This window comes from Chitinophaga filiformis, assembly GCF_900102545.1.
Taxonomy (GTDB): Bacteria; Bacteroidota; Bacteroidia; order Chitinophagales; family Chitinophagaceae; genus Chitinophaga; species Chitinophaga filiformis.
The window spans coordinates 1,274,149-1,297,805 of the sequence record NZ_FNBN01000003.1; the positions used below are offsets into that span (position 1 = coordinate 1,274,149).

Annotated in this window: 21 protein-coding genes and 1 tRNA gene; 17 read left to right on the forward strand and 5 right to left on the reverse strand. The window is 45.2% G+C overall.

Annotated features, from left to right (window positions below):
* Nucleotides 1-107 precede the first annotated feature (107 nt).
* The 10 genes from BLR32_RS17330 to BLR32_RS17375 all read left to right on the forward strand — a co-directional run bounded on the left by BLR32_RS17330 (nucleotide 108) and on the right by BLR32_RS17375 (nucleotide 9,108).
* On the forward strand, nucleotides 108-1,106 hold the full coding sequence (locus BLR32_RS17330; protein ID WP_089833987.1) for a DNA-3-methyladenine glycosylase family protein: 999 nt from the start codon (nucleotides 108-110) through the stop codon (nucleotides 1,104-1,106).
* 311 nt (nucleotides 1,107-1,417) lie between these two features.
* Nucleotides 1,418-1,954 carry a methylated-DNA--[protein]-cysteine S-methyltransferase gene (locus BLR32_RS17335; RefSeq protein WP_245705452.1) on the forward strand — a complete coding sequence of 179 codons (537 nt, stop codon included), beginning with the start codon at nucleotides 1,418-1,420 and terminating at the stop codon, nucleotides 1,952-1,954.
* Between the two features lie 128 nt (nucleotides 1,955-2,082).
* Nucleotides 2,083-2,472, forward strand: a complete 390-nt coding sequence (locus tag BLR32_RS34075) for a hypothetical protein (RefSeq protein ID WP_089833991.1) — start codon at nucleotides 2,083-2,085, stop codon at nucleotides 2,470-2,472.
* An 11-nt stretch (nucleotides 2,473-2,483) separates the two neighbouring features.
* On the forward strand, nucleotides 2,484-3,890 hold the full coding sequence (locus BLR32_RS17345) for a pyridoxal phosphate-dependent decarboxylase family protein (protein ID WP_089833993.1): 1,407 nt from the start codon (nucleotides 2,484-2,486) through the stop codon (nucleotides 3,888-3,890).
* A gap of 37 nt (nucleotides 3,891-3,927) precedes the next feature.
* Nucleotides 3,928-4,845 (forward strand): EamA family transporter, encoded by a 918-nt coding sequence (locus BLR32_RS17350; protein WP_089833995.1) that lies wholly within the window; start codon nucleotides 3,928-3,930, stop codon nucleotides 4,843-4,845.
* Nucleotides 4,826-5,761 carry a GNAT family N-acetyltransferase gene (locus tag BLR32_RS34080; RefSeq protein WP_176842320.1) on the forward strand — a complete coding sequence of 312 codons (936 nt, stop codon included), beginning with the start codon at nucleotides 4,826-4,828 and terminating at the stop codon, nucleotides 5,759-5,761. The genes BLR32_RS17350 and BLR32_RS34080 overlap by 20 nt, the downstream gene beginning before the upstream one ends.
* Before the next feature lie 108 nt (nucleotides 5,762-5,869).
* Nucleotides 5,870-6,427, forward strand: a complete 558-nt coding sequence (locus BLR32_RS17360; RefSeq protein ID WP_089833997.1) for an NUDIX domain-containing protein — start codon at nucleotides 5,870-5,872, stop codon at nucleotides 6,425-6,427.
* Between the two features lie 38 nt (nucleotides 6,428-6,465).
* A complete protein-coding gene (gene rlmB / locus BLR32_RS17365; protein ID WP_089834000.1) occupies nucleotides 6,466-7,257 on the forward strand; it encodes a 23S rRNA (guanosine(2251)-2'-O)-methyltransferase RlmB in 792 nt (263 codons plus the stop codon).
* A gap of 15 nt (nucleotides 7,258-7,272) precedes the next feature.
* On the forward strand, nucleotides 7,273-8,118 hold the full coding sequence (locus tag BLR32_RS17370) for a hydroxymethylglutaryl-CoA lyase (RefSeq protein WP_089834002.1): 846 nt from the start codon (nucleotides 7,273-7,275) through the stop codon (nucleotides 8,116-8,118).
* A 9-nt stretch (nucleotides 8,119-8,127) separates the two neighbouring features.
* Nucleotides 8,128-9,108: a GSCFA domain-containing protein gene (locus BLR32_RS17375; RefSeq protein ID WP_089834004.1), complete on the forward strand. Its 981-nt coding sequence runs from the start codon at nucleotides 8,128-8,130 to the stop codon at nucleotides 9,106-9,108.
* 774 nt (nucleotides 9,109-9,882) lie between these two features.
* Here BLR32_RS17375 and BLR32_RS17380 read toward each other — a convergent pair.
* Entirely contained in the window at nucleotides 9,883-11,367 is a 1,485-nt protein-coding gene (locus BLR32_RS17380) for an MFS transporter (protein WP_089834006.1), read from the reverse strand.
* Between the two features lie 165 nt (nucleotides 11,368-11,532).
* On the opposite strand from BLR32_RS17380, the gene BLR32_RS17385 reads away from it, so the two are divergent.
* A complete protein-coding gene (locus tag BLR32_RS17385; RefSeq protein WP_089834008.1) occupies nucleotides 11,533-13,773 on the forward strand; it encodes a patatin-like phospholipase family protein in 2,241 nt (746 codons plus the stop codon).
* Here the strand turns inward: BLR32_RS17385 and miaE are convergent.
* The gene (miaE, locus tag BLR32_RS17390) at nucleotides 13,770-14,366 is read right to left on the reverse strand and encodes a MiaE family protein (protein ID WP_089834010.1); all 597 of its coding nucleotides are present in this window, start codon (nucleotides 14,364-14,366) and stop codon (nucleotides 13,770-13,772) included. The two genes, BLR32_RS17385 and miaE, sit on opposite strands and share 4 nt — an antisense overlap.
* Nucleotides 14,367-14,392: 26 nt before the next feature.
* Between miaE and BLR32_RS17395 the strand changes: the two genes are divergently transcribed.
* From BLR32_RS17395 to BLR32_RS17415, 5 genes are all read left to right on the forward strand, one after another.
* Complete coding sequence (locus tag BLR32_RS17395) at nucleotides 14,393-15,502, forward strand: aminotransferase class I/II-fold pyridoxal phosphate-dependent enzyme (RefSeq protein ID WP_089834012.1); 1,110 nt, start codon at nucleotides 14,393-14,395, stop codon at nucleotides 15,500-15,502.
* Between the two features lie 51 nt (nucleotides 15,503-15,553).
* Nucleotides 15,554-17,977, forward strand: coding sequence for a penicillin acylase family protein (locus BLR32_RS17400; RefSeq protein WP_089834014.1), 2,424 nt, complete (start codon nucleotides 15,554-15,556; stop codon nucleotides 17,975-17,977).
* 74 nt (nucleotides 17,978-18,051) lie between these two features.
* Nucleotides 18,052-18,124 (forward strand) — tRNA-Lys (locus BLR32_RS17405).
* Nucleotides 18,125-18,218: 94 nt separating this feature from the next.
* The gene (locus BLR32_RS17410) at nucleotides 18,219-19,004 is read left to right on the forward strand and encodes a Fic family protein (RefSeq protein ID WP_089834196.1); all 786 of its coding nucleotides are present in this window, start codon (nucleotides 18,219-18,221) and stop codon (nucleotides 19,002-19,004) included.
* Between the two features lie 445 nt (nucleotides 19,005-19,449).
* Nucleotides 19,450-20,865 (forward strand): TlpA family protein disulfide reductase, encoded by a 1,416-nt coding sequence (locus BLR32_RS17415; protein ID WP_089834016.1) that lies wholly within the window; start codon nucleotides 19,450-19,452, stop codon nucleotides 20,863-20,865.
* 190 nt (nucleotides 20,866-21,055) lie between these two features.
* Here BLR32_RS17415 and BLR32_RS17420 read toward each other — a convergent pair whose 3' ends face one another.
* Together BLR32_RS17420 and BLR32_RS34085 are read right to left on the reverse strand one after the other, a co-directional pair.
* Nucleotides 21,056-21,856, reverse strand: a complete 801-nt coding sequence (locus BLR32_RS17420; RefSeq protein WP_176842321.1) for a CPBP family intramembrane glutamic endopeptidase — start codon at nucleotides 21,854-21,856, stop codon at nucleotides 21,056-21,058.
* 518 nt (nucleotides 21,857-22,374) lie between these two features.
* Nucleotides 22,375-22,533 carry a hypothetical protein gene (locus BLR32_RS34085; protein ID WP_176842322.1) on the reverse strand — a complete coding sequence of 53 codons (159 nt, stop codon included), beginning with the start codon at nucleotides 22,531-22,533 and terminating at the stop codon, nucleotides 22,375-22,377.
* 199 nt (nucleotides 22,534-22,732) lie between these two features.
* Between BLR32_RS34085 and BLR32_RS17425 the strand changes: the two genes are divergently transcribed.
* Nucleotides 22,733-22,969, forward strand: a complete 237-nt coding sequence (locus tag BLR32_RS17425; RefSeq protein ID WP_089834020.1) for a GlsB/YeaQ/YmgE family stress response membrane protein — start codon at nucleotides 22,733-22,735, stop codon at nucleotides 22,967-22,969.
* 214 nt (nucleotides 22,970-23,183) lie between these two features.
* On the opposite strand, the gene BLR32_RS17430 is transcribed toward BLR32_RS17425, so the two are convergent.
* On the reverse strand, nucleotides 23,184-23,621 hold the full coding sequence (locus tag BLR32_RS17430; protein ID WP_089834023.1) for an SMI1/KNR4 family protein: 438 nt from the start codon (nucleotides 23,619-23,621) through the stop codon (nucleotides 23,184-23,186).
* Nucleotides 23,622-23,657: the final 36 nt, after the last annotated feature.

The following is a 23,657-nucleotide window of genomic DNA, read 5'->3' on the forward strand; positions in this document are numbered from 1 at the left end:
GAATAAACCATATAATATGCGGTATAGTATATAAGTCATATAGATATACTCATAGCATAAGTGGTTGTAGAAATCAGGGCTAATTATCTAATTATTAATGAATATTCATGAGTCAACAAACAGTTGTCAATATACCGGTTACTGATCACGATAATTTTTCCTTTGCAGAATGTCTGGTGTTTCTGGGGCGTTCGGAAAAGGAATGTCTGCATTATGTAGAGGATGGAGTTATACAGAAAATGATCGTCTCAAACGGTCAGCCGGTGTTGGTGGAGATCAGTGATGATCCTGCATCAAAGGTATTGCGTGCAACAGTCAGGAGCACAAGTAGTGGCGGAGAACCGAACGACCTGAATGGGGTGAATAGATTGATTGGATTGAATGGATTCAATGGATTGAATGACTCAAATGAGTCAGATAGCACAATAAGCATCAATGAAGAGTATATCCGCCGGTATATCAGTCATTGGCTGCATCTGGATGCGGATTTGCGGTCATTCTACGGCTTTGCAGCAAAAGATACTGTACTGGCTTCCCTTGTAGCGCGTTATAAGGGATTGAGACTGATCGGTATCCCTGATCTGTTTGAAGCACTGACATGGAGCATTACCGGACAGCAGATCACCCTGGCTTTTGCCTACACCTTGCGCCGGCGTTTTATTCAGGCATTCGGACATCATGCAGTTATAGATGGGAAGGACCACTATGTATATCCCCATCCCTCAGTGATTGCAGCATTGGAACCTGCCTCCTTAATTGAGATGCAATTTTCCCGTAGTAAAGCAGATTACATCATCCGCCTGGCACAATCCATGACAGACGGATTCCTGACAGCAGAACAACTGGAGAATATGGACTATCAGCAGGCAAGAGAGCATCTGGTATCATTCAGGGGTATTGGAAACTGGTCAGCTAACTATGTATTAATGAAACACCACCGCCATCACCAGGCATTGCCATTGGAAGATGCAGGTTTACATAACGCATTGAAATATCAGCTGCAATTGTCTTCTAAACCATCAATAGCAGATGTAAAAGCATATACGCAGCATTGGAAAGAACATGCAGCATATGCCACGTTTTATCTATGGCGATCGCTTTACTAACTAAAAGCATCACCAACATAATACTAAACAATACATAATCTGATAACATCAATAACATCAGCAACATCAAGTAACATCAACAACGTCAACAATAATAGCAACATAACAATATCAACAACATAACAACGTCAACAACATCAACAATAATAGCAACATAACAATATCGACAACATAACAATATCAGCAACATAACAATATCGACAACATAGCAATATCGACAACATAGCAATATCAACAATATCAACATATCAACAACATCAATACCACTAGTAACATCAATAATACTAGTAATACTAATAATACTAAATGATATGATAACGTCTCACATACCGCCAATAATGCCGTCAGATGTAGGACCAGAGAAGCCATCACATATACATACCATTATAACTCCGGTAGGACCACTTACTATTATTGGTGATGCGCATGCCATCAACACATTGACTTTCAAAGAGGGAATATCCATCACCCATGATTCCTTACCTGATACATTGCTACAATGCATAGAAGAGCTGGAAGCATATTTCGCCGGAAGTTTACAACAATTCACTTTTCCTATTGCACAACCTGGAACGGAGTTTCAGCAAACAGTGTGGCAACAACTGACAATAATCCCTTATGGTCAGACCATATCATATATGCAACTGGCAAAACGGATCAACAATCCCAAAAGTATCCGGGCAGTCGGCACCACTAATGGCAAGAACAGAATAGCGATTGTTGTACCCTGTCACAGAGTAATAGGCAGTGATGGTTCCCTCACTGGTTATGCAGGCGGAATCTGGCGTAAGAAATGGTTAATAGAGCATGAAATAAAGCAGAAGTTTGGATCATTGGAGTTGTTCTGATTCAACCGTTCTGCTATAAATGGAACACAGGTGCAGCGCAGGGGTTTCAGATGGAGATGCAGGGCCTTAGCCCTTTGAGATGCTGATGCGATTGACAGGGGTTTAATAGGGATTCTAAGGCCCTACGTTTGATAAAGCCTGATAGTAAGTATCGAAAAGGGGGACAGCCCGGAATCTCTCATCTGAAAAACCCAAGCGGCGCCGGTAAACGATATCTGCAAAAGAGTGCGCAACTCCTACGTTTGATAAAGCCTGATAGTAAGTATCGAAAAGGGGTACAGCCCGGAATCTCTCATCTGAAAAACCCAAGCGGCGCCGGTAAACATATCCGCAACACCACTAAAAAACAAATCGCAACCAAACAAAACTCCCAAAGAAAACAAATCAAAACATTCCGAAACCACAAACTAATCAAGCTCGCCAACCCCCAATCTGATCTGGTCAAAAATTACAAAACTGAATCTGTTTTATATCCCGAATTTATTCCAATTTTGAAGAATCATTCCCATAGTAGTTAAATCAACCTCAGATGAATCAGTTATTACGCCAGGATCTAAAACAAGTAGACGCTTTCCTCCAGGAAATAAAAGACTACAGCATATCTTTTTTATCAGAATTAGACGCACTGCCGGTAAAATCCGCCAGCGCTACATTTGAGCGTTTAGAACTACCACGAAAGGGAATGGGCGCCAGAAACACCCTGCTACAATTCAGAGAACGCTACGGCCGACATCTCGCCGGCAACAGCGGCCCACGAAACTGGGGATTTGTGACGGGTGGCGCAACAGTACCGGCAATAGCCGGCGACTGGCTAACAGCAGTTTTCGATATGAATGCCGCGGATAAGGATACGGCGCCATTACAGATAGAAACGGAAACAATTGCAATGCTCCGGCAACTGTTCGGGTTGCCGGATGCATTTTCCGGATGCTTCGTCACCGGCGCTACGATGGCTAATTTCGCCGGCCTCGCTATCGCACGACAATGGCTCGGAACACAACTGGGAGTAGACGTCGCCCAGGAAGGTATGGCCGCACTGGCAAGTGTGAAAATCATCTCCTGCACACCGCATTCCAGCACGATAAAATCACTCGCCATGCTGGGATTCGGAAGAAATGCCATACTGAAGTTATCCAGTCTGCCGGAAAGAGAAGCGATCGATATAAACGTACTGGAAGATTATCTGAAAGCACATAAAGGAACACCACTAATAGTTGTAGCCAGTGCAGGGACTGTCAATACCGTAGACTTTGACGATCTCGCCGCTATCGCCAGACTAAAACAGGAATACGGCTTCTGGTTACATATAGACGCAGCATTCGGCGCCTTCGCCGCCTGTGTACCCGAATACAAATACTTGTTGAACGGCTGGGACGCGGCGGACAGCATCACTATCGACGCACATAAATGGCTAAACGTTCCTTATGACGCCGCAATGATCTTTACCCGTCACCCGCAACTGCAACTCGATACGTTTAAGAACGCAGGTGCAGCTTACCCGGGAGATCCCGCGGCCGACTTTAAATATAGCAACTACACACCCGAAAACTCGCGACGCCTGCGTGCATTACCCGCCTGGTATTCGCTGGTAGCCTACGGTGCAGATGTATACGCCGATATTGTGAATAATAATATACAGTTGGCGCGTCAGCTGGGGACACTGATAGAAAAGAATGACGCATTTCATTTACTGGCGCCTGTCAGATTATGTGTTGTATGCTTTACATTAAATGTAGCCGACGAAGAAAAGCAGGCAGCTACTGATGCCTTGCTGAAGGCTCTGGACGAGGGAGGAAAAGTGATGTTGACATCCACCGTTTACCAGGGAGTGCCGGCTATCCGTGCGGCATTGGTGAACTGGCGTACAACAGAGAATGACCTCGCCATTGTGTGGGAAGAGATAAAGCAGCAGGCAGCAGCGCTAATGGTAAAATAGCCTTCTTTAGAATTATTCACCATAACAACTTCGGAGTATGAAAAAGTCAAACACGAATGCCTATATGGCATTGGTGGTAGTCAGTATTTTCTGGGGTACCACTTACCTGGCCTCCAGGATCGGTGTACGCCACATGCATGGCCTTATGCTGGCGGGAATCAGGCAGACAATTGCCGGTATGCTTTTAACGAGTTTCTTTTTGCTGAAGGGATATAAGTTCCCGGAGAAAGTTGTCTTGTCGCGGCTCTTTGTAATCGGTGTGATGATGCTCTGCCTGAGCAATGGCCTGATCACATGGGCAATGCAATATATACCCAGCGGACTTTGCGCAATCATCGTAGCAACAGTGCCTATCTGGATAACCATATTCAGCTACTTCCTGGTACAACGTACGAAGTTCACGATGATGTTAGTAACAGGAATGCTGATTGGGTTGCTGGGAGTAGGAGGGATCTTCTATGATTATCTGGCCAGTCTGACCAACCCGGAATTCCGCTTCGGCATCTTCCTGACATTGGTGGCCTGTATCAGCTGGGCGATAGGATCAGTGTTGACAGCACGCTGGGCACTGAAGATCAACTTTCTTTATGGTGCAGGTTTCCAGATGTTGTTCAGTGGTATCGTGATGACGATCGTTGCAACGATGATGGGACAGTCGTTACCGTTAGATGGATTTAATATCGAATTGTGGGGTAGTCTGCTGTACCTGATCTTTATTGGATCGATATTGGGTTATTCATCTTATGTGTTCGTGTTAAATAATTTACCACCGTCCCTGGCCTCTGTATATGCTTATATCAATCCGATAGTAGCGGTATTGCTGGGGTGGCTGATATTACAGGAACACCTGAACTGGGTAACGGGTATGTCCTGCCTGGTAACGCTGGGAGGCGTATATATGGTTAACAGAGCTGTCAATAAAAACAAACAACAATATGGCGCCACTACAAAATAATGAAGTAAAACTGGTTGACTATATACCAGCTTATCAGCCTCATTTCGAGCGACTGAACAGGTGGTGGATAGAGAAGTATTTTGCTATGGAACCCGGAGATGTGGACGTGCTTGGTAAGCCCGACCAGCACATCATTGCAAAGGGAGGTAACATTATTTTTGCAATGGTAGGTGAAACAATTGCGGGCACCGTAGCGTTAAAACCTATAGATGCAGAAACAGCAGAAATGACCAAGATGGCTGTTGATGAAGCTTATCAGGGACACCGGCTAGGTTGGAAGCTGGCAGAGGGCATCCTGGAACTAGCCAGAAAAAAAGGATTGAAGAAAGTTGTCTTGTACTCAAATACAAAACTGGTAGTTGCATTGAACATGTATCAAAAGCTGGGATTCCGCGAAATACCTGTGGAAGAAGGGCGATACAATCGGTGCTCAATCAAGATGGAAATAGTTTTGGGTGAAGAAAACAGACTTTATGCGATAGCCGATGGATTAATTAATGCAATAAATATTGCAGTGCCACTTTTGCGACAGATCCCTGAAACAGTAGCAGCAGAGCGGGTTAGCAGAGGTAAGTGGAGTCCGAAAGAGATCATCGGACACTTGATAGATTCAGCAATTAATAATAATGTTCGTTTTATACGATCCCAACAGATATCTTTGTTGGAGATTCCTGGATATGCGCAGGATTTTTGGGTAAGGGGACAAGCCTGGCAGTTCAGCAGCTGGCAGGAATTGATTGAATTATGGGCGGGCATGAATAAACATCTGGCGTTAACTATACGCGCCATACCCGCGGAGGCACTGCAACATCTGATTAAAATTAATGAGAACGAACCTGTCACACTGGAATATGTGGTGATAGATTATTTGGAGCATTTAAAACACCACCTGACTCAGGTGAAAATAATATTATAAAGATACGATTTAGATTTAGGTATGATGTTCAAAAGGTATTTACCGCCGACATCTGGTTGACACCGTCTCGTTTTTAACGAGGCGGTTTTTTTTTGCTTTCTTTGTTATATGGATACACAAACAAATCCCTGGACGATCTTATCCAGTGAAAAGATATATGATAACCCCTGGATAGGGGTAACAGAACATAAGGTCCTGAACCCTTCCGGCGGCCGGGGCATCTACGGCATTGTTCATTTTAAGAATGCTGCTATTGGAGTGGTAGCCCTGGACGAAGAAAACCATATCTACCTGGTAGGACAATACCGCCTGGCATTGGAACAGTTCACCTGGGAAATTCCCGAAGGAGGAGGTCCGCTGGGAGTAGACCCGCTGGTAAGTGCTAAGAGGGAGCTGCTGGAGGAAACCGGCCTGGTGGCCAGCGACTGGAAACTAATTGTGAAGATGCACCTGTCTAACTCAGTATGTGATGAGGCAGGAGTTGTATACCTGGCCCGCGGACTGGAGCAAAGAACAGCAGAACCGGAGGAAACGGAGCAGCTATATATAAAAAGGGTGCCTTTTGAAGCTGCTTACCAGATGGTTAAGAACCATGAGATCACCGACTCCCTGTCCATTGCCGCCATTCAGAAGATAAAGCTGATGATGCTGGAAGGAGAGATATGAATTCCCCAATTGGCATTAAATTCCGTTCTTTGCAGATAATGGAACAAAGAAGATTTAAAAAGCCTGGTGGATTTCGCCAGCATGCCCCCAAGCCCAAGGCATCGTCTATGGTGATTGGCAGGCAGCCGGTTGTGGAAGCGATCAATGCAGGAAAGGCAATAGAACGTATTTACATGTTGCGCGGAGCAACCGGGGATATCATCCCCCAGATCAAGAAGTTAGCTGATCAGTATAACATCCCGGTGAACCTCGTTCCGGTGGAAAAACTGAATGGGTTAACGTCATTCAATCACCAGGGTGTCATTGCCATTACAGGGCAGATCAGTTATCTTGACCTGCAGGATGTGATATCACATGTGACCGAACAGGGAGAGACGCCTTTGTTCCTCATTCTCGATGGAATCACAGACGTCCGCAATATAGGCGCTATCGCCCGTAGTGCTGTTTGCTGCGGTGCCCAGGCTATTATTATCCCCGACAGGGGAATAGCTGCCCTGAACGAAGAAGCTATTAAATCTTCTGCCGGCGCCCTGGAACGGATCTCCGTATGCCGGGTGAACAGTCTGCTGAAAGCGATCGATACCCTTCACCTGAACGGTATCAAGGTCATTGCCAGCGAAATGGAAGCGGAGACTAAACTGTATGATTGCCAACTGCAGGAGCCGGTAGCTGTGATTATGGGCTCGGAAGATAAAGGTGTATACCCAGCCCTCCTGAAGGCGTCAGATACGCTGTTCCACATTCCTATGGCCGGAAACTTCGAATCCTTCAATGTATCTGTTGCTGCAGGCATCATCCTGTATGAAGCCATGAAGCAAAGAGGCGCATAAAAAAATCACCAGTAAATGAAACTCATCGAATGTCCACGTGATGCCATGCAAGGCTGGCACAGGCAAATAAGCACGGATGAAAAGGTTGAATATCTGAATGCACTGCTGAAAGTAGGATTTAACACCCTCGATTGCGGCAGCTTCGTATCTCCTAAAACCATCCCCCAGATGGCGGATACTGCTGAGGTGATCCCCCGGTTGGACATGAGCGGCACAAAAAGTCAGTTGCTGGCTATTGTAGCCAATCAGCGGGGTGCTGCAGAAGCCGTGGTGTTCGATGAGATTGCTTACCTGGGATATCCTTTTTCCATATCAGAAACGTTTCAGCTACGTAATACCAACAAGACCATCCTGGACTCGCTGGAGCTGGTGGATACCTTCCAGGAATTGTGTATTAAAAACAATAAGCAACTGGTGGTATATATCTCCATGGGGTTTGGTAACCCTTACGGGGATCATTATGATGCTTCCATTGCCCTCCGGTGGGTAGACGAACTGGTACAGCGGGATATTGCGATCATCTCCCTGGCAGATACGGTGGGGGTAGCCACTCCGGAGACCATCAACAAACTGTTTTCAACCTTGATACCGGCTTACCCCACAGTGGAGTTTGGCGCACATTTTCACTCTGCGCCCCACAACTGGGAAGAAAAAGTGGCGGCAGCTTACGATCATGGGTGCCGTCGTTTTGATAGTGCGATCAAGGGAATAGGTGGTTGTCCGATGGCCCACAATGAACTGGTAGGGAATCTGGCTACTGAGCGCCTGCTGGATTTCAGTGTGGAACGCCATGAACAGCTGGGCCTCGACATCACAGCGCTCTGGGCTGCCCAGGAAATTGCGGACCGTATTTTTTATTAGTCTCGTATCATGACAAATTTTCGACTGACATTTCCCGTCTCTCCAATTGCTACCCCTGTCGAGTATAACGACAAAATACTGCTGATGGGATCCTGTTTTGCAGAGGAGATAGGGGAGCGGTTACAACAATATCATTTTGATGCCCTGATAAATCCTCACGGCATCTTATACAATCCGATCAGCATTACCCAGGCACTGCACACCTATCTCGACAGGGAGCAGTACACGGAGGACGATCTCTTCTCTCACGGTGACTTATGGCATAGCTGGGACCATCACAGCCGCTTTTCCGGCCTGCAGGTGGAAACGGTGCTTAAGGAAATCAATGCGTCGCAGGAAGCGGCAGCCAAACGGCTGGAAGAAGCTGACTGGCTGATCATCACACTTGGGTCTGCATACGTTTATACACTCGCTTCCGGCAATCAGATAGTGGGCAATTGTCATAAAGTACCTTCTTCTCAATTTAATAAGAAACTACTCTCTCCACCGGATGCAATTGCCGCATTAGATAACCTGATGCACCGTCTGTTCTTCCGGAATAAGAAAGTAAAGATCCTGTTTACGATCAGTCCTGTACGTTACGCCAGGGATGGAGTGGTGGAAAATAATCTCAGTAAGGCGGTGCTGATACAGACAGTACATCACCTGGTCAATAAATTCGACCGGCTTTTTTATTTTCCTGCCTACGAACTCGTAATAGACGATCTGCGGGATTACCGTTTTTATAAAGAGGACCTGGTACATCCCAATGAACTGGCTGTCAACTATGTATGGGAACATTTCACTGCCAGCTATATCTCCGAAGAAGGACGTCAGCTGTTACCGCTGGTAGAAGATCTCAATCGTGCAAAGCAACACCGGCCATTCAATCCGGCAAGCAGTCAGCACAAGCAATTCCTTCAAACCTATGCAAAGAAAACGAAGCAGTTAATGAAGGAATATCCATTTCTGAGGTTGGAAAAAACACTGGCTTATTTCGAAGGAAAATAAAGACTCTTTTTGCATAGTTTGATAGCATTGGTTTGCACTGGTTTACTTTGGTTTACACTGTTTTACTCTGGTTTACTTTGGTTTACTTTGGTTTCAGATGAGAGATTCCGGGCTGTATCCCTTTTCGAGTCTTGCTATTGAGCTTTATCAGTCGTATTTAGCAGATGGATATTTATTAAACCCCTATCAAGCGCGTCGGCACTCTCAAAGGGATAAGGCCCTGCATCTCCATCTGAAACCGCCGTAGATTAGCGATTCCAGCTGTAACAGGACTGAACAGTAATCAGAGATACAAAAGAGGAGTTCAAGAAAGCGATACAGACGAGGGATTCACGTAATAAAATTTCGTAAACCCCTCGTCTGTATTCTTTTGAGATAAGGCAGTGTTTCTGCCAATCGCAGAAAGGAATATCCTTTCCTGCTTACGATTTCCAATAATCCGTTCTTACTATAATCCGTCCTTACTACAGCAGGAACACTTCACCTGCGGCGGTTTCAGATGGAGATGCAGGGCCTTATCCCTTTGAGAGTGCCGACACGCTTGATGGGAGTTTAATGGAAATACGAAAGCCCATACGCCCGATAAAGCTCAATAGTAAGACTCGAAAAGGGATACAGCCCGGAATCTCTCATCTGAAACCATAGCAACACACCATAGCAACACACCATAGCAACACTCTAAAGCAATACACCAGCGCAATACTCTAAAGCAATACACCAGAGTAACACCCCAGCGCAATACACCAGCGCAAGAACACCAGCGCAAGAACACCATTACTCCTGATGAATCATATTCCCCTTAATCCCCACAACCCCAATCACAAAACATATCAACGCAATGATAATCGGATACAGCAACCCTGCCAGATGATGATGCGTCTGCGTCACGAGTAAGGTAGACACCGTCGGTAATAATCCTCCGAAAACACCATTCCCGATATGATAAGGAAACGACATAGAAGTATACCGTATACGCGTAGGAAAAAGCTCCACCAGGAAGGCCGCTATCGGACCATACACCATGGTAACGAAAATAACCTGTATAAATACCAGTAATATCAACCACCAGAGTTGAGGAGTACTAACAATAATCTCTTTTACTGTTTCAGATTTACCATCCGTAACGGTAACCGTCTCACGAGCTTTTGAGCCATCAGTAAAGGTCCTGACCTTCACAGTTTTCTCAATATTCTGCATCTTACTATTCCGCGAGATGGAGTTCTCAATACTGTATTTGGTAGTGTCTTCTGTTTTCAGACTGAGATCCGCCACGCGATCCATACCCGCATAGATAGGATAGTAAGCCAAAGCAGCGATCAGCATACCTGTCATCATGATCTTCTTACGACCTACTTTATCAGACAGTTTACCAAAATAGATAAAGAACGGCGTACCCAGCACAAGCGCTACGGCGATAATGATATTGGACTGCACAAACTCCACCTGCATAGTTTTCTGCAGGAATGAAAGGGCATAGAATTGTCCTGTATACCAGATCACGCCCTGTCCCATAGCAGCGCCAAAAAGCGCCAGCAATACCAGCCGGAGATTCTCCTTTTTACCGAAGCTCTCTTTAATGGGATTAGTCGAAGTTTTACCTTCTGATTTCAGTTGCAGGAAAAGCGGAGATTCCTGTAAGCGTATCCGGATATAATATGACATGATCACCAGTAGAATGGACAGCCAGAATGGAATACGCCATCCCCAGCTGTTGAAATCCTCTGTAGAAAGGCTTGTACGCGTAATCAATATCACCGCAAGGGAGACAAACAGACCCAGTGTGGCAGTCGTTTGGATAAAACTGGTATAGTATCCCCGCTGATGATGGGGAGAATGTTCTGCTACATAGGTGGCGGCGCCGCCGTATTCACCTCCCAGGGCAAGGCCCTGTAATAACCTCAATACCAATACGATAATAGGCGCAAGAATACCTATACTTTCATAACTGGGAATGAGGCCGATAGCGAAGGTGGAACCACCCATGATCATTAAAGTGAGCAGAAAGGTATACTTCCGTCCGACAAGGTCTCCCAGTCTGCCAAATACAAGGGCGCCGAAAGGCCTTACAATGAATCCCACAGCAAAGGTGGCCAATGTGGCAATGTAGGCCAGATCAGGATTGCTTGGCGGAAAAAACTTCTGGGAAATGATGGCGGAAAGACTACCAAAGATGTAGAAATCATACCATTCAATCAATGTTCCTGCGGAAGAGGCCAGTATTACCTGCCAGATGGATTGTGTAAATTTGCTGTTGTTCATACGTGGTTACTTGGTTAATCGAATGTATAATATAGGAAAATTGTCGTAAATGTTATAGAATTTACATATTTCTATGGGGGAAAAGGGTTGATAACGCGTCTGATATTAGAAGTATTTCTATTAACTTTATTGGGACTTCAGGATTTGCACCACTCAAGAACAAATATGCGTAAACGCCAGGCTTTAGTTTATTTCATCATGATGCTCCTGTTACCCGCAGTTATTTTTGCGCAGGAGGCAGGGAGAAGGCCCAAAATCGGCCTTACCCTGAGCGGTGGTGGCGCTAAAGGTCTGGCTCATATAGGTATTCTCCAGGCGATTGACAGTGCCGGTCTGAAAGTGGACTATATTACCGGCACCAGTATGGGGAGTATCATTGGAGCGCTCTATGCCATGGGGTATTCCGGAGACGCTATGGAAAAGATAGCCCATGGGATGGACTGGGATAATCTGTTCTCCAATCAGCCGGTACTGACCGACATTTCCTACGAAGAAAAGAGGGAATACAACAAATACCTGATAGAAATACCTTTTGAATACGGGAAACCCAAACTGGCATCCGGTGTAATTGCCGGCGAGCAGTTATGGCTCGAACTGGCCCGCTTATGCTGGCCGGTAAATGGTGTGAAAGATTTCTCACAATTTAACATCCCCTTTAAATGTATTGCCACCGACGTTACGACCGGTGATATCGTTACCCTGGATACCGGCGATATTGTGACCGCTATCCGCGCCAGTATGGCCATTCCTTCAGTATTTACGGCTGTAAAGATCGGTGATAAAAAGCTGGTGGATGGTGGTGTGGTACGCAACTTTCCTGTGATCACCGCGAAAGAAATGGGAGCAGATCTTGTGATCGGGTCTAATGTGAGCGGCGGATTACGGCAGGCCGACCAGCTGGTTACGCCACTGGACATCATTTACCAGCTGGGTTTTTATAAGGATGCCGACGACTTTAAACAGGCTAAGAAGGTGACGGATATCTACATTCAGCATCACCTGGATAATTATAGTGCTGCCAGCTTTGGCAGTGTGGATTCGCTGCTTGAGCTGGGGAAAAGAAAAGGGGCGGAAATGTATCCGATATTCAAGAGGATGGCCGATTCACTGAATGCATTATATCCGCCGGAAGTGCCTTTTCAGAAGAACCGTTTGCCTTTTACTCCGGATATAGAGTTGGTAGACATCAACGTAACAGGATTAGTGCATTCTGATGTGAGCTTTTTCCTCGGAAGACTGGGCCTGGTAAAAAATGGATGTTATACTCCTGCAGATATTAAAGAGGCAGTGCTGAATGTATTTGGTACGCGCTTTTATAAGATGATTACCTATCACCTGGAGCCAAAAGGAGATGGTAAAAGTGAGATGAATATTTCCGTGGAAGAGAACCCGTTGACGTATGTAAAATTCGCCCTGCAATACAACAGTTTCACGAATGCCAGCGCTATAGTGAACATCACACAGCGCAACTTCATTGTGCCGAACTCCCGTGCTTTCGTGAGTCTGGCGATAGGTGAGAACCCAAGGATATTGGCAGAGTACTTCAAATACCTCGGACCAAAAAGGAATTTCGGATTCGGGCTGGGTGCTTATTATGAGGATAATGCACTGACTTTATACAAAGATTTCAAACGGCAGATGGAATATCACCTGAAATATCTGAATGGCGATATCCATTTCCAGTATACACTGAACCGCATGATGGCAGTGGGTGTGGGCAACAGGTATGAGTTCCTGAATATCAGTCCCCGGTATGAATCTGAAGAAGTGCTGAGAGGAAACGGGAACCAGATGAACAGTTATTTATACGTAGGCATCAACTCTCTTGACCGGAAGATTTTTCCACGCCGTGGGGTAGACTTCCAGCTTGAATCAGGCTGGGTGTACCGGCAGCAGGAAGGCTACCGTCTGTATAAGGATGGTGTGGAAGTGTCGCCGGGAGATTACAATTATAAGTTCAACGATTACCAGCGCACGATCATGCAGATGAAGTACAATATTCCTTTCAACCGCAATGGTACTTTACAGGTACAGTTAGGAGGTGCAGCTAACTTTAATCATCAGCAGGGACCTATTAATGCATTCCTATTGGGAGGATTAAACAATGTGATCCGCAACCAGCTACCTGTTGTAGGCATCAGGGAAGGGGAGATCACAACGTCCAGTGCCGCTACTATCCAGTTGTCTTACCAGTATGAACTGATGCGTAATACTTATGCCATTCCACGTGCAGGTGTGGCTTTGTATGATTTCCTGGGAGATGTTTCCGCGAAATACAAGTACATGAGTGGTTATGGTGTGACGGGCGGATATTCTTCTTTCCTCGGCCCTATAGAAGCGTCCCTGATGTATTGTGATCAGGATGGACGTTTACGGATGTATGTAAACATCGGCTTCAACTTTTAGTGCATCCTGTCGCCCCTTACTTCCAGGTTGTTAATGATGTCGGCCTCTATGGTCAGCCATTCCTGCCAGCGCGTCCTTACCTGCTCTTCCGGTAGGTATTCATTCGCCAGGTCTATAAACAGGCGGTAGTGACCCGCTTCAGATATCATGAATTTACGGTAGAATTCGCGCAGGTATTCGTCTTCCAGTCCCTCGCTCAGCAAACGGAAACGCTCGCAGCTACGGGCTTCGATGAGGGCAAAGATGAGCAGTCTGTCCAACAGTACTGACTGTGGATCGCCTCCTTTATTCTGATGTGTCATCAGGGCGTTCACATACATATCTTTCCGCTGTCTTCCCAGTGAATAACCGCGTTTACGCATCTCTGCCAGCACCTGACGGAAATGCCCCCATTCCTCTGTCACAATAGGAGCTAATTCCTGTACCAGCCTGTCCTTTTCAGGATAGCGCTGTATCAGTGATATGCAGGAAGTCGCGGCTTTTTGTTCGCAGAAGGCATGGTCTGTCAGAACTTCTTCCAGGGAAATAGCTGCCAGGTTTACCCAGCGTGGATCAGTAGGAAGGTGCAGACCTAAAATGGACACTTTACTCATAGGGCAAAGTTACTTAGCTTTGGGAGATGAAAGAAGATTTTCTTTTAAAGCAATTGGCCCAGCGTCAGGAACAGCATGCGTTCCGGCAGCTGAGGCTTCCGGCAGCAGGCGCGGTGGATTTCTGTTCGAACGATTACCTGGGACTGGCGCATAGTGCTGCGATGCAGGAAGGCGTGCATACTTTATTGCAGGCAAGGCCGTATATGCATGGTAGTACAGGTTCCCGCTTACTGGCGGGGAATTATGCCTGGATAGAAGAGGCGGAAAGCATGCTGGCCACTTTTCATCAGAGTGGAGCAGGGCTGATCTATAATTCCGGTTATGATGCAAATCTGGGTTTATTTTCTGCTGTACCACAGAAGGGAGATACGATCATTTATGATCAACTGATCCATGCGTCTATCAGAGATGGTATCCGATTGTCGAAAGCGCAGGCATTTTCTTTTTTGCATAATGAGCTGGAGGACCTGGGGAAAAAGCTGCAACATGCTACAGGTAATATATTCGTAGCGGTGGAATCCGTCTATTCCATGGATGGTGATATGGCGCCGTTGAAAGAGATAGCAGCGATGTGTGAACAGTACGGAGCACATCTGATTGTGGATGAAGCGCATGCTACGGGTGTAGTGGGAGAGAAAGGAGAGGGCCTTGTGCAGCACCTGCAATTGCAGGGCGCCTGTTTTGCACGGGTGCATACCTTCGGTAAAGCAGTAGGGTGCCATGGGGCAGTGGTGCTGGGTAGTCCGCACCTGCGGGATTTTCTCATTAATTTTTCCAGGTCATTCATTTATACCACGGCTTTGCCAGCGACGGCTATAGCGGCTATTGTGGCCAGTTATGAGCTATTCCCGTATATGCGTTCCGCCCGTGAACATCTCAGGGCCTTAATTGATCATTTCAGGAAAGGAGTGGCCAGTTTGAGTACATTATACAGCGAAACGCCTATCCAGATCGTGCTGACACCAGGCAATGAGACTACACGCAGCCTGGCTTCCAGTTTGCAGTCGGCCGGCCTGGATGTAAGACCTATCCTGCATCCTACGGTTCCAAAGGGGAAAGAACGTCTGAGAATCGTATTGCATAGTTTCAATACGATGGAGGAAGTGGACCGGCTGATAAAAGCGTTGGTGGAATAGTGACAATACCGCCGGTATATTTTATGTATATTAGCAGATAACCTAGCACGTATGAGATTTGTTCCCTTTACCGTTAGCGCGGTGATAACCATTGCTTTGATAGTATGTCTTGATCGTTCCTGGGGCTCGCTGCCACCGTTGGGAAGGTTGTTAAGTCCGCAGGAGGGCTTCTGGCAGAATGCAACATCTATCAGCAAAGACTATAATGAAGACCTGCACGTTCCCGGGCTGAAAGGAAAGGTGGAAGTATGGCTGGATGACAGAATGGTGCCTCACATCTTCGCGGAAAATAGTACAGACGCTTATTACGTACAAGGATATATGCATGCCCGCGATCGTCTGTGGCAGATGGAGCTGCAGTCGTTTGCCGCTGCAGGTCGTCTTTCAGAGATCCTGGGAAGCAAAATGCTCAACTACGACCGGCAGCAACGCCGTCTGGGGATGTTATACGGCGCAGAGCAGGCGCTGAAAGCGATGGAAGCCGATCCTGTAGCCGGACCCGCCATCAATGCTTATTCTGATGGTATCAATGCTTATATCAGCACACTTACAAAAGCAACACTCCCACTTGAATATAAACTGCTGAATTATAAGCCCGAGAAATGGACGCCGCTGAACTCAGCCCTGTTGCTGAAGATGATGGCGGCAGATCTGGCTGGAGGGGCTAATGATCTCGTTTATACGAACGCCCGTCAGCTGTTCAGCAAAGAAGACTTTGCTAAAATGTACCCTGACTTCGGGGATAGTATTGATCCTATCATCCCGAGAGGAACACAATATCCTGCGCCTACTGCAGAAGTCACCACACCAGCAGACAGTATCCTGAAAGCGGCAGGTGTAATGCTGCATTTTAAGGAAGATAAACCTGATCCTGATAATGGTAGTAATAACTGGGCGGTATCTGGTTCCAAAACACGTTCCGGTGCGCCTATCCTTGCTAATGATCCTCACCTGGGTCTGAGTCTGCCTTCGCTCTGGTATGAAGTACAGATCCATACACCTGAGATGAATGTGTATGGTGCTTCATTACCTGGTGCTCCGGGTGTTATCATCGGGTTTAATGACCATATTGCCTGGGGGGTGACTAACGGGGCTGAAGATGTGAAAGATTTCTACCTGATGCAGTTCCGTAATGGTAAACAACAATACCTGTTCAATGGCGCTTACCGCAATGCAGACCTGCGTATTGAGAAGATCAATGTGAAAGGGGAGAAGCCGTATTATGATACGGTGGCTTATACGCTATGGGGACCTGTGGTGTACGACAATGTATTCCCCGATACAGCTACCAATCACCAGTTCCTCGCAATGCGTTGGAAAGCGCTGGATCCTTCTGCCGAGATCAGGACATTCCTGGAGCTCAATAAAGCCCATAATTACAAGGATTATTTAGCTGCTTTAAAATATTACACCTGTCCTGCCCAGAACTTTGCATTTGCCGCTAAAACGGGTGAAATAGCCCTTTGGCATAACGGACAATTCCCTTTACGCTTTAAAGATCAGGGTAAATGGATCATGCCGGGAAGCGATAGTACCTTTGCATGGCAGGGATATGTGCCACAGGAAGAGAATCCGCATATTCTCAATCCCGCGCGTGGTTTTGTCAGCTCTGCCAATCAGCATCCGACCGACAGTACTTATCCTTACCGCTATGTGGCTGATTTCGATCTCTTCCGGGGGAAACGCATCAACGAAGTACTCGCAGCTGATAGTCAGATCACCGTGCAGCAGATGATGGATCTGCAGAATGATGTGCTGAATCCTTTTGCACGTGCGGCCCTGCCGATGATCAGAAAACATCTGCCTGTCTCCCTGCTTACATCTGACCAGCGTACTTACTGGGAACTGCTGGACAAATGGAACCTGCAGAGTAGTGCGGATAGTAAAGCGGCAACTATCTTCAACATCTTCTGGGATAAGCTGCAATCTGCTATATGGGATGATGATATCGTTCGTGAAAAGACACCGTTGCAACAGCCATGGGAAAAGACCACCTTGCTCTGGCTCATTCGTGATTCTTCCATGAAATTCATCGATAATATCCATACGCCGGAAAAAGAAACGCTCTCCCAAACGATTCTGACCGCTTTCACCTTTGCGGCAGATAGTGCCAAAGTGTTAGACGGTGAGCATAAATTAGAGTTTGGCCGTTTCCGTGGTACGAATATCCGTCACCTGACACGGTCAATTATTCCTTTCAGCGCTATGAACCTGCGTACCGGTGGAGGTCGCCATATTGTGAATGCTACTAAACAAATACATGGACCTTCATGGAAAATGGTGGTACAGCTGAGTGAGAAGACAGAAGCGTATGGCATCTATCCCGGCGGACAAAGCGGTAATCCAGGTAGTCCGTTCTATGATAATGCAGTACAGGATTGGGTACAGGGAAAATATTATCTGCTGCATGTGTTTGATCCGAAGGAGAGTACAGACCCGGCAGTGAAGTTTAAGGTGCGGTTTAGTAAGGGTTGAAAATTTTTCTAAGAAATATTTGGAAGGGAATATATAATTCCTATCTTTGCACTCCCAATCACAAAAAAGGGAATGATTCCGTAGCTCAGTTGGTAGAGCAATACACTTTTAATGTATGGGTCCTGGGTTCGAGTCCCAGCGGGATCACGAAATTAAAATTAAGCCGCATAGATCGCAGGATTTAGGCGGCTTTTCTGTTTTTACGCACTATCTGTTATATTTATATTGCTATTTGAAAAGTATGAAACTGCAAATAATACCAGACAGCTTATTGGATCAATATAGAATGCATGTAACAGAATATGCATTGTCGGGCAGATTTTCTCAATTAAAAGACGCGGAAATTTCCACGGATGGGTTTAGTTTTTATACTTCTGTGGCTTCAGTATATTCCAGTAAAATTGAAGGGGAGACAATAGAGCTGGATTCTTATATTAAGCACAAACGTTTCGGGGTCGAATTTCAACCAGATTATACACGTAAGATAGATGATTTGTATCTGGCTTATCAGTTCGCGAGCGCCGCTGCATTGGACCGTAACCGTTTAGCTGAAGCTCATGCTCTTTTAACCAGGCATATCCTTCCGAAGAGCTACCAAGGTAAATTCAGGAGTAAGAATATGTACGTGACCACTAAAGATGGTCGTATTGAATACGTCGCTGCTTCGCCTTTTCAAGTGGAAGAAGCAATGGAAAAGCTATATGTAGACATTAATCTACTGTTGAAAAACGATCTCACTATAGAGGAGGCATTATACTTTGCAAGTATGATCCACCTTGTATTTGTAAAAATTCACCCGTGGAATGATGGTAATGGTCGTAGTGCACGATTGTTAGAAAAATGGTTCCTTGCGAGGAAGTTTGGAGAGAAGGCCTGGTTCGTTCAATCAGAAAAATACTATTATGTGCATCATCAGACCTATTATGATAATATACGTGCATTAGGACTTGAATATGATTTTCTGGATTATAGCAAGGCGATGCCGTTTTTATTGATGTTGCCGGAAGCGCTGAGAAGTGAGGGATAGGTAGACTCAATCCGAAAAGTTAGTAATGGAATAACATAGTAGATATTGTGTCGGTTTAACGTTAGCCCCAAAAGGTTTAGTGTCCTATTCAGACTGAATAGAGGGAAGGTGAGTACAAGCGGGATTATTTTTCTCGTAGGTCATATTTTTCCATTAAAGCTTTTACTTTCGCAGGCCACCAAAGATATGCTACGCGGTCTGACCGTCGCTATTGACAGCCATTCTTCATTACAAGCGGAAGAAATTACCAGGGAGATTATAAAGTCTCCCGTTTTGTATATGCAACATATTATAAAGGATAACGAATCCTTTTATTTTCCAGTCATTTTCTTAGCGCAGAAAAATTAACCGCTTGAAAGGCCTGAAACGTTTAGCCTAACCAAATCCGACAGATCATTTTTGCTGTTCCGAATTAATTGATTAATATGAGGTTAAATCAAATAGTATGACAAAATTTAAGTTTTGGAATATTATCCCTGCGCTGTTCCTTGTCGCCCCAATTTCATTTCTCAGTAATCCTGTTAAAGCGCAACAGATTCAGTTTATATCCAAAACCGGCCCTAAAAAAGTAAAGGTTTTTTATACCCCCTTTCTACCTGCCAATACCATGCTGGTAGATTCGCTTGCTGTAGACACCGTTGGGCTCATGACTTTCAACATCGATAAGCCGGCAATGGCTATGCTCTATGTGGATATGCTGATGCCATTTACCATGTGCCTGCAGCCTGGCGAAATAACCACCGTTACATTCAGTAAACAAGGCATAGCGTTTTCACAGCCCAATGCCTACTACCAGCATAAAAAGCAACAGCTTGGCTATACGAGCGCCAGCGCCCGAACATATATGCTGCCCGAAAGCCTAAATCTAAAGCAAACCATAAAGGCAATTGACAGCTTCCACACGATCGAAATGGCATTCCTGGAACCCTACAAATCAGCCTTGCCCGGCTGGTTCTATGAACGTGAAAAGCTGTTATATCACGTTCAGGCACAAACAGCAAAAATTATTGCGGCAAATAAAAGGCAGGTTAGCTACGCCGACCTGATAAAGATAGACCCCGCCTTAAAAGAGGTGATCAAAGTCCCGGCTCATGCAGAGCTCAACTTCCGGCCCGAATATTATATGTATCTATCCTTTTACTTTTTTAAGGCATATGCGAACGATGATGCCGAAACGTACCCCGTTCGCCACCGTAAGGTAATACAGGCAATACAGGCGGCAAAATTTCCGGCAAGTACTATCGAAAATTACAACATCTTTTGGCTGTCCTTCATGATACCAACCGTTGGTAACACCACTACTCTTAATGAATATGTACAGCTGTGGCAGGCGGCAAAGCAATCCATCACCAACAAATCCAGCCTGCTGTTAATAGATGGTATGCTAAGGGGAAAAGCCAATGAACTCAACGACGTGGCTACACTCAAAAAGAATAGTACGATTCCTGCCATTGACTTTGAAGACGAAAAGGGAAACAAGGTATCCCTGTCAAAATGGAAAGGAAAATGGATCTACCTGGATATTTGGGCAACCTGGTGCGCACCCTGCCGCATCGATATGGAAAAAAAGAAGGAACTGGGCTTTGATAACCTGGGTGATGGCATTGTATTGGTTAATGTGTGCGCAGACAGTAAGCGTGCCGACTGGCAAAACGCCATCAATACCCTAAAGCCTCCTGGTGTAAATCTGTATGCTGGCAATGACATCAAGGAGCAGCTGTTGACCAGCTACCAGATCAAGGGTTATCCTCATTACGTGCTCATACGGCCAGACGGGAAGATTGAGCAAAACGCGGCAAGCGGTCCTTCACAGGTTATTGATCACCTTCGGAAAAGCGCATTACTGTCTGCTAAAGACTAAGTGTTATAATTGTTCAATAGATCAGCAAAAAGGAAATTCGTCTGGATGCCTAAACAGGAGAAATGTGTTCTCATTGGAATTTCCGTATTGTCTCTTATTTATATCGTCTTCGCAATTTGCAATTCATAGATAGCGAAAGATCATCAGAGATAAGTTGCAATAGCTAATACTTCATCTGTCAGATCAAATATTATTTTCCTATTGACTCTATATCTTCCTGATATGCTATTTCAGCAACCGGTTTAGGTATTCTTTTCCTGAAATACCACACTAAACCAATGGTTACTATCAGGCATATTAATGCTGTGTACCAGTGCGTAGCTGATGGACGAAGAGGATCTTCCGTTGTCCATCCGAGCTGGCGGGAGTATGATTCCACCAGGTTTACGGACCCGAAAATAAAATCACCCAGAATAGCCAGCTTGAGGTTGCCTGTGAGGTAATAGATTGTTCCCAACTGGATACCAACGAAAATTACGGGCACAAACCACTGCCATTGAACATACGATGCACCGAAAATCACAGAAGTAATAACAATGGCCAGCCAGGGGGCTTTAGGCATCATCTTTATAAACACCTGTTGCAGTACGCCCCTGAAAAAACATTCTCTCGCTATTGCAGGCACCAACCCAAATACTAACAGATTTATGAGAAAAAAAGCAAAATTATCGGCTTTCGTGATGGCTTCTGAAATGGCTGCCGTATCTTCTACTTTTTGTACAGAAGATTGAGCCATCCCCCAGGTGTAATTCCAGTCGTATAAAATGCCCGCAATGGGTTGCCCGAGCACCATTATAAGTATAATGAATAGAGCAGGCCATAGCTGAATGGACTTGTTGAGCTTTAACCATTCCACCGGTTGCGGGGATGTGATACGGACAAACAGTATCGCTGGTATCAGGTACATACTGACAGGGTCCAGAAATGCAAATATTTTCCAGGTAAGGCTTACTGCCGGAAGAGAGAGGTCTGCATTTTGCAGGTCAGTCAAACTGTAACCTGAAAATAAAGGGCACAGAATAAAGGATAGGAGTGCCCCCAGTATTAGAAACCCCACATAAAAGCTTGTTATAAGTACCAACTGCAAGGCAGGGGAGTATTGTTTAGTGGATTTTGACATTCGTATAAGGGTAAGGAATTGTTAGAAGCGTAATATTAAGAAATTTTCCTGGCTTAAGATGATGGTGCAACTGGCTAAGAATTAAAGCTCCAGGGATGCCTGAGATTGGCGGGGTAGGGCTTCACTTTAACTATTTGTGAAACGACAGAGACCCACCCTTGTAGGCTGCCGTCTTGCATTGTGAATTTCTTGTGAGATTAAAACACCCATCGAATATATTCTTGCCCTAGTTTAAGTTCAATAACCTGGAGCGTTTCTATTTCTGTGAATTTGTGATATTGTTTTTGTGTTATTAATAAACTCCGCTCTTATAACTCGATGGGATCGTCATTTTGAACGACGATCCCATCTGCCATTTAGCTAATACCTCGATGTCCACGCAGCTTCGCCTATACGATGACGTTTTCTGTGATCGTCATAGGATCACAAACAGCACAGGTAGGCCCTTCAGTGGGATTTATTACTACCCCTTTACTTAGCTTGGTGTTGTTTAGTTTAGCGATTTTAATTTTGTTCAGGGTCAATTTTTTTCTGTTTTCCTTTTTCATGAGCAATTAGGGTTTAGGTGAAGAAATATGTACTTAGGAAGATAATAAAATCAGTTCATATTTAAAAGATAAACCGAATGATTTATGTCAAAGGGGGCAGCGACTCCGCTTTTGCAATAGGCTACTAATAATCATATAAATTATTTATGTAATACCAGTATTATGCAGTAAATTGAAACTTAAATGTAAACATCACTTTATGATTTGGACTATTATTATCGGCGGCATAGCGGGCTGGCTTGCCGGAAGACTGATGCAAGGTAAAGGGTTTGGAATAATTATAGATATTATTGTGGGGGTGATAGGCGGCTGGTTGGGTGGCTGGCTTTTCGGCAAGCTTGGAATCCATATTGGAAGCGGTCTGTTGGGCTCACTGATCGTGGCACTGGTGGGAGCTATCATACTAATCTGGCTTACACGGTTAGTGAAACGATGAGAAGAGCCTTTTGCTGGGAAAGATAGCCAGTTGAAATGCTGTATTGTAAGAATCGCTGAAATTGGACAAAGCTCGCGCGTAAATGTGAGCTTTGTTTTTTATTTGACGGTGTTTACCGCGGTTGTCGTGTCCCTTTTAGTATCATGATATTAGGCCATCGAAGTTACCTCGCGAGCGAGGGAGTGGTCTTGTTCGTTTAGGTGTTAAGGCGGGATTATTCTTTTTCAAGTTTATTAATGAACTCCTCAAAGGTATCTGCAATTTTTCGCACTGGCGTATCTGCAACTAAGCCGAAAACATCGTAATATACACAGCCCTTATCGCTTTCACCTGTTGAAACATAAAACGGCCTACCACCGGGATCAGTTGCAAATGGTATAAGATCATTTCGGCCGACACCTTCTTCTTCGTCCCTCACTACAGGTAATATCATTTCAATTGAGGCATTCCTGTTTTCCAGCAATGGTAAAAAATTACTCACCGTATATTGGGTAAGATATTTATTTTCCTCAACTCTCGTTCCGCCATATATCAACAGAAACGCTTTCAAATAGTCAGGAAAAATAACATGGTATTTCCTTTCGAACAGCGATATCTCATTTGTAGAAGTATCAACGCCGTCGAATTTAAATTTAATTGTGAGTTTCTTCATCGCTGCTATCACCTTATTTGATGTAGCAAGTTACGA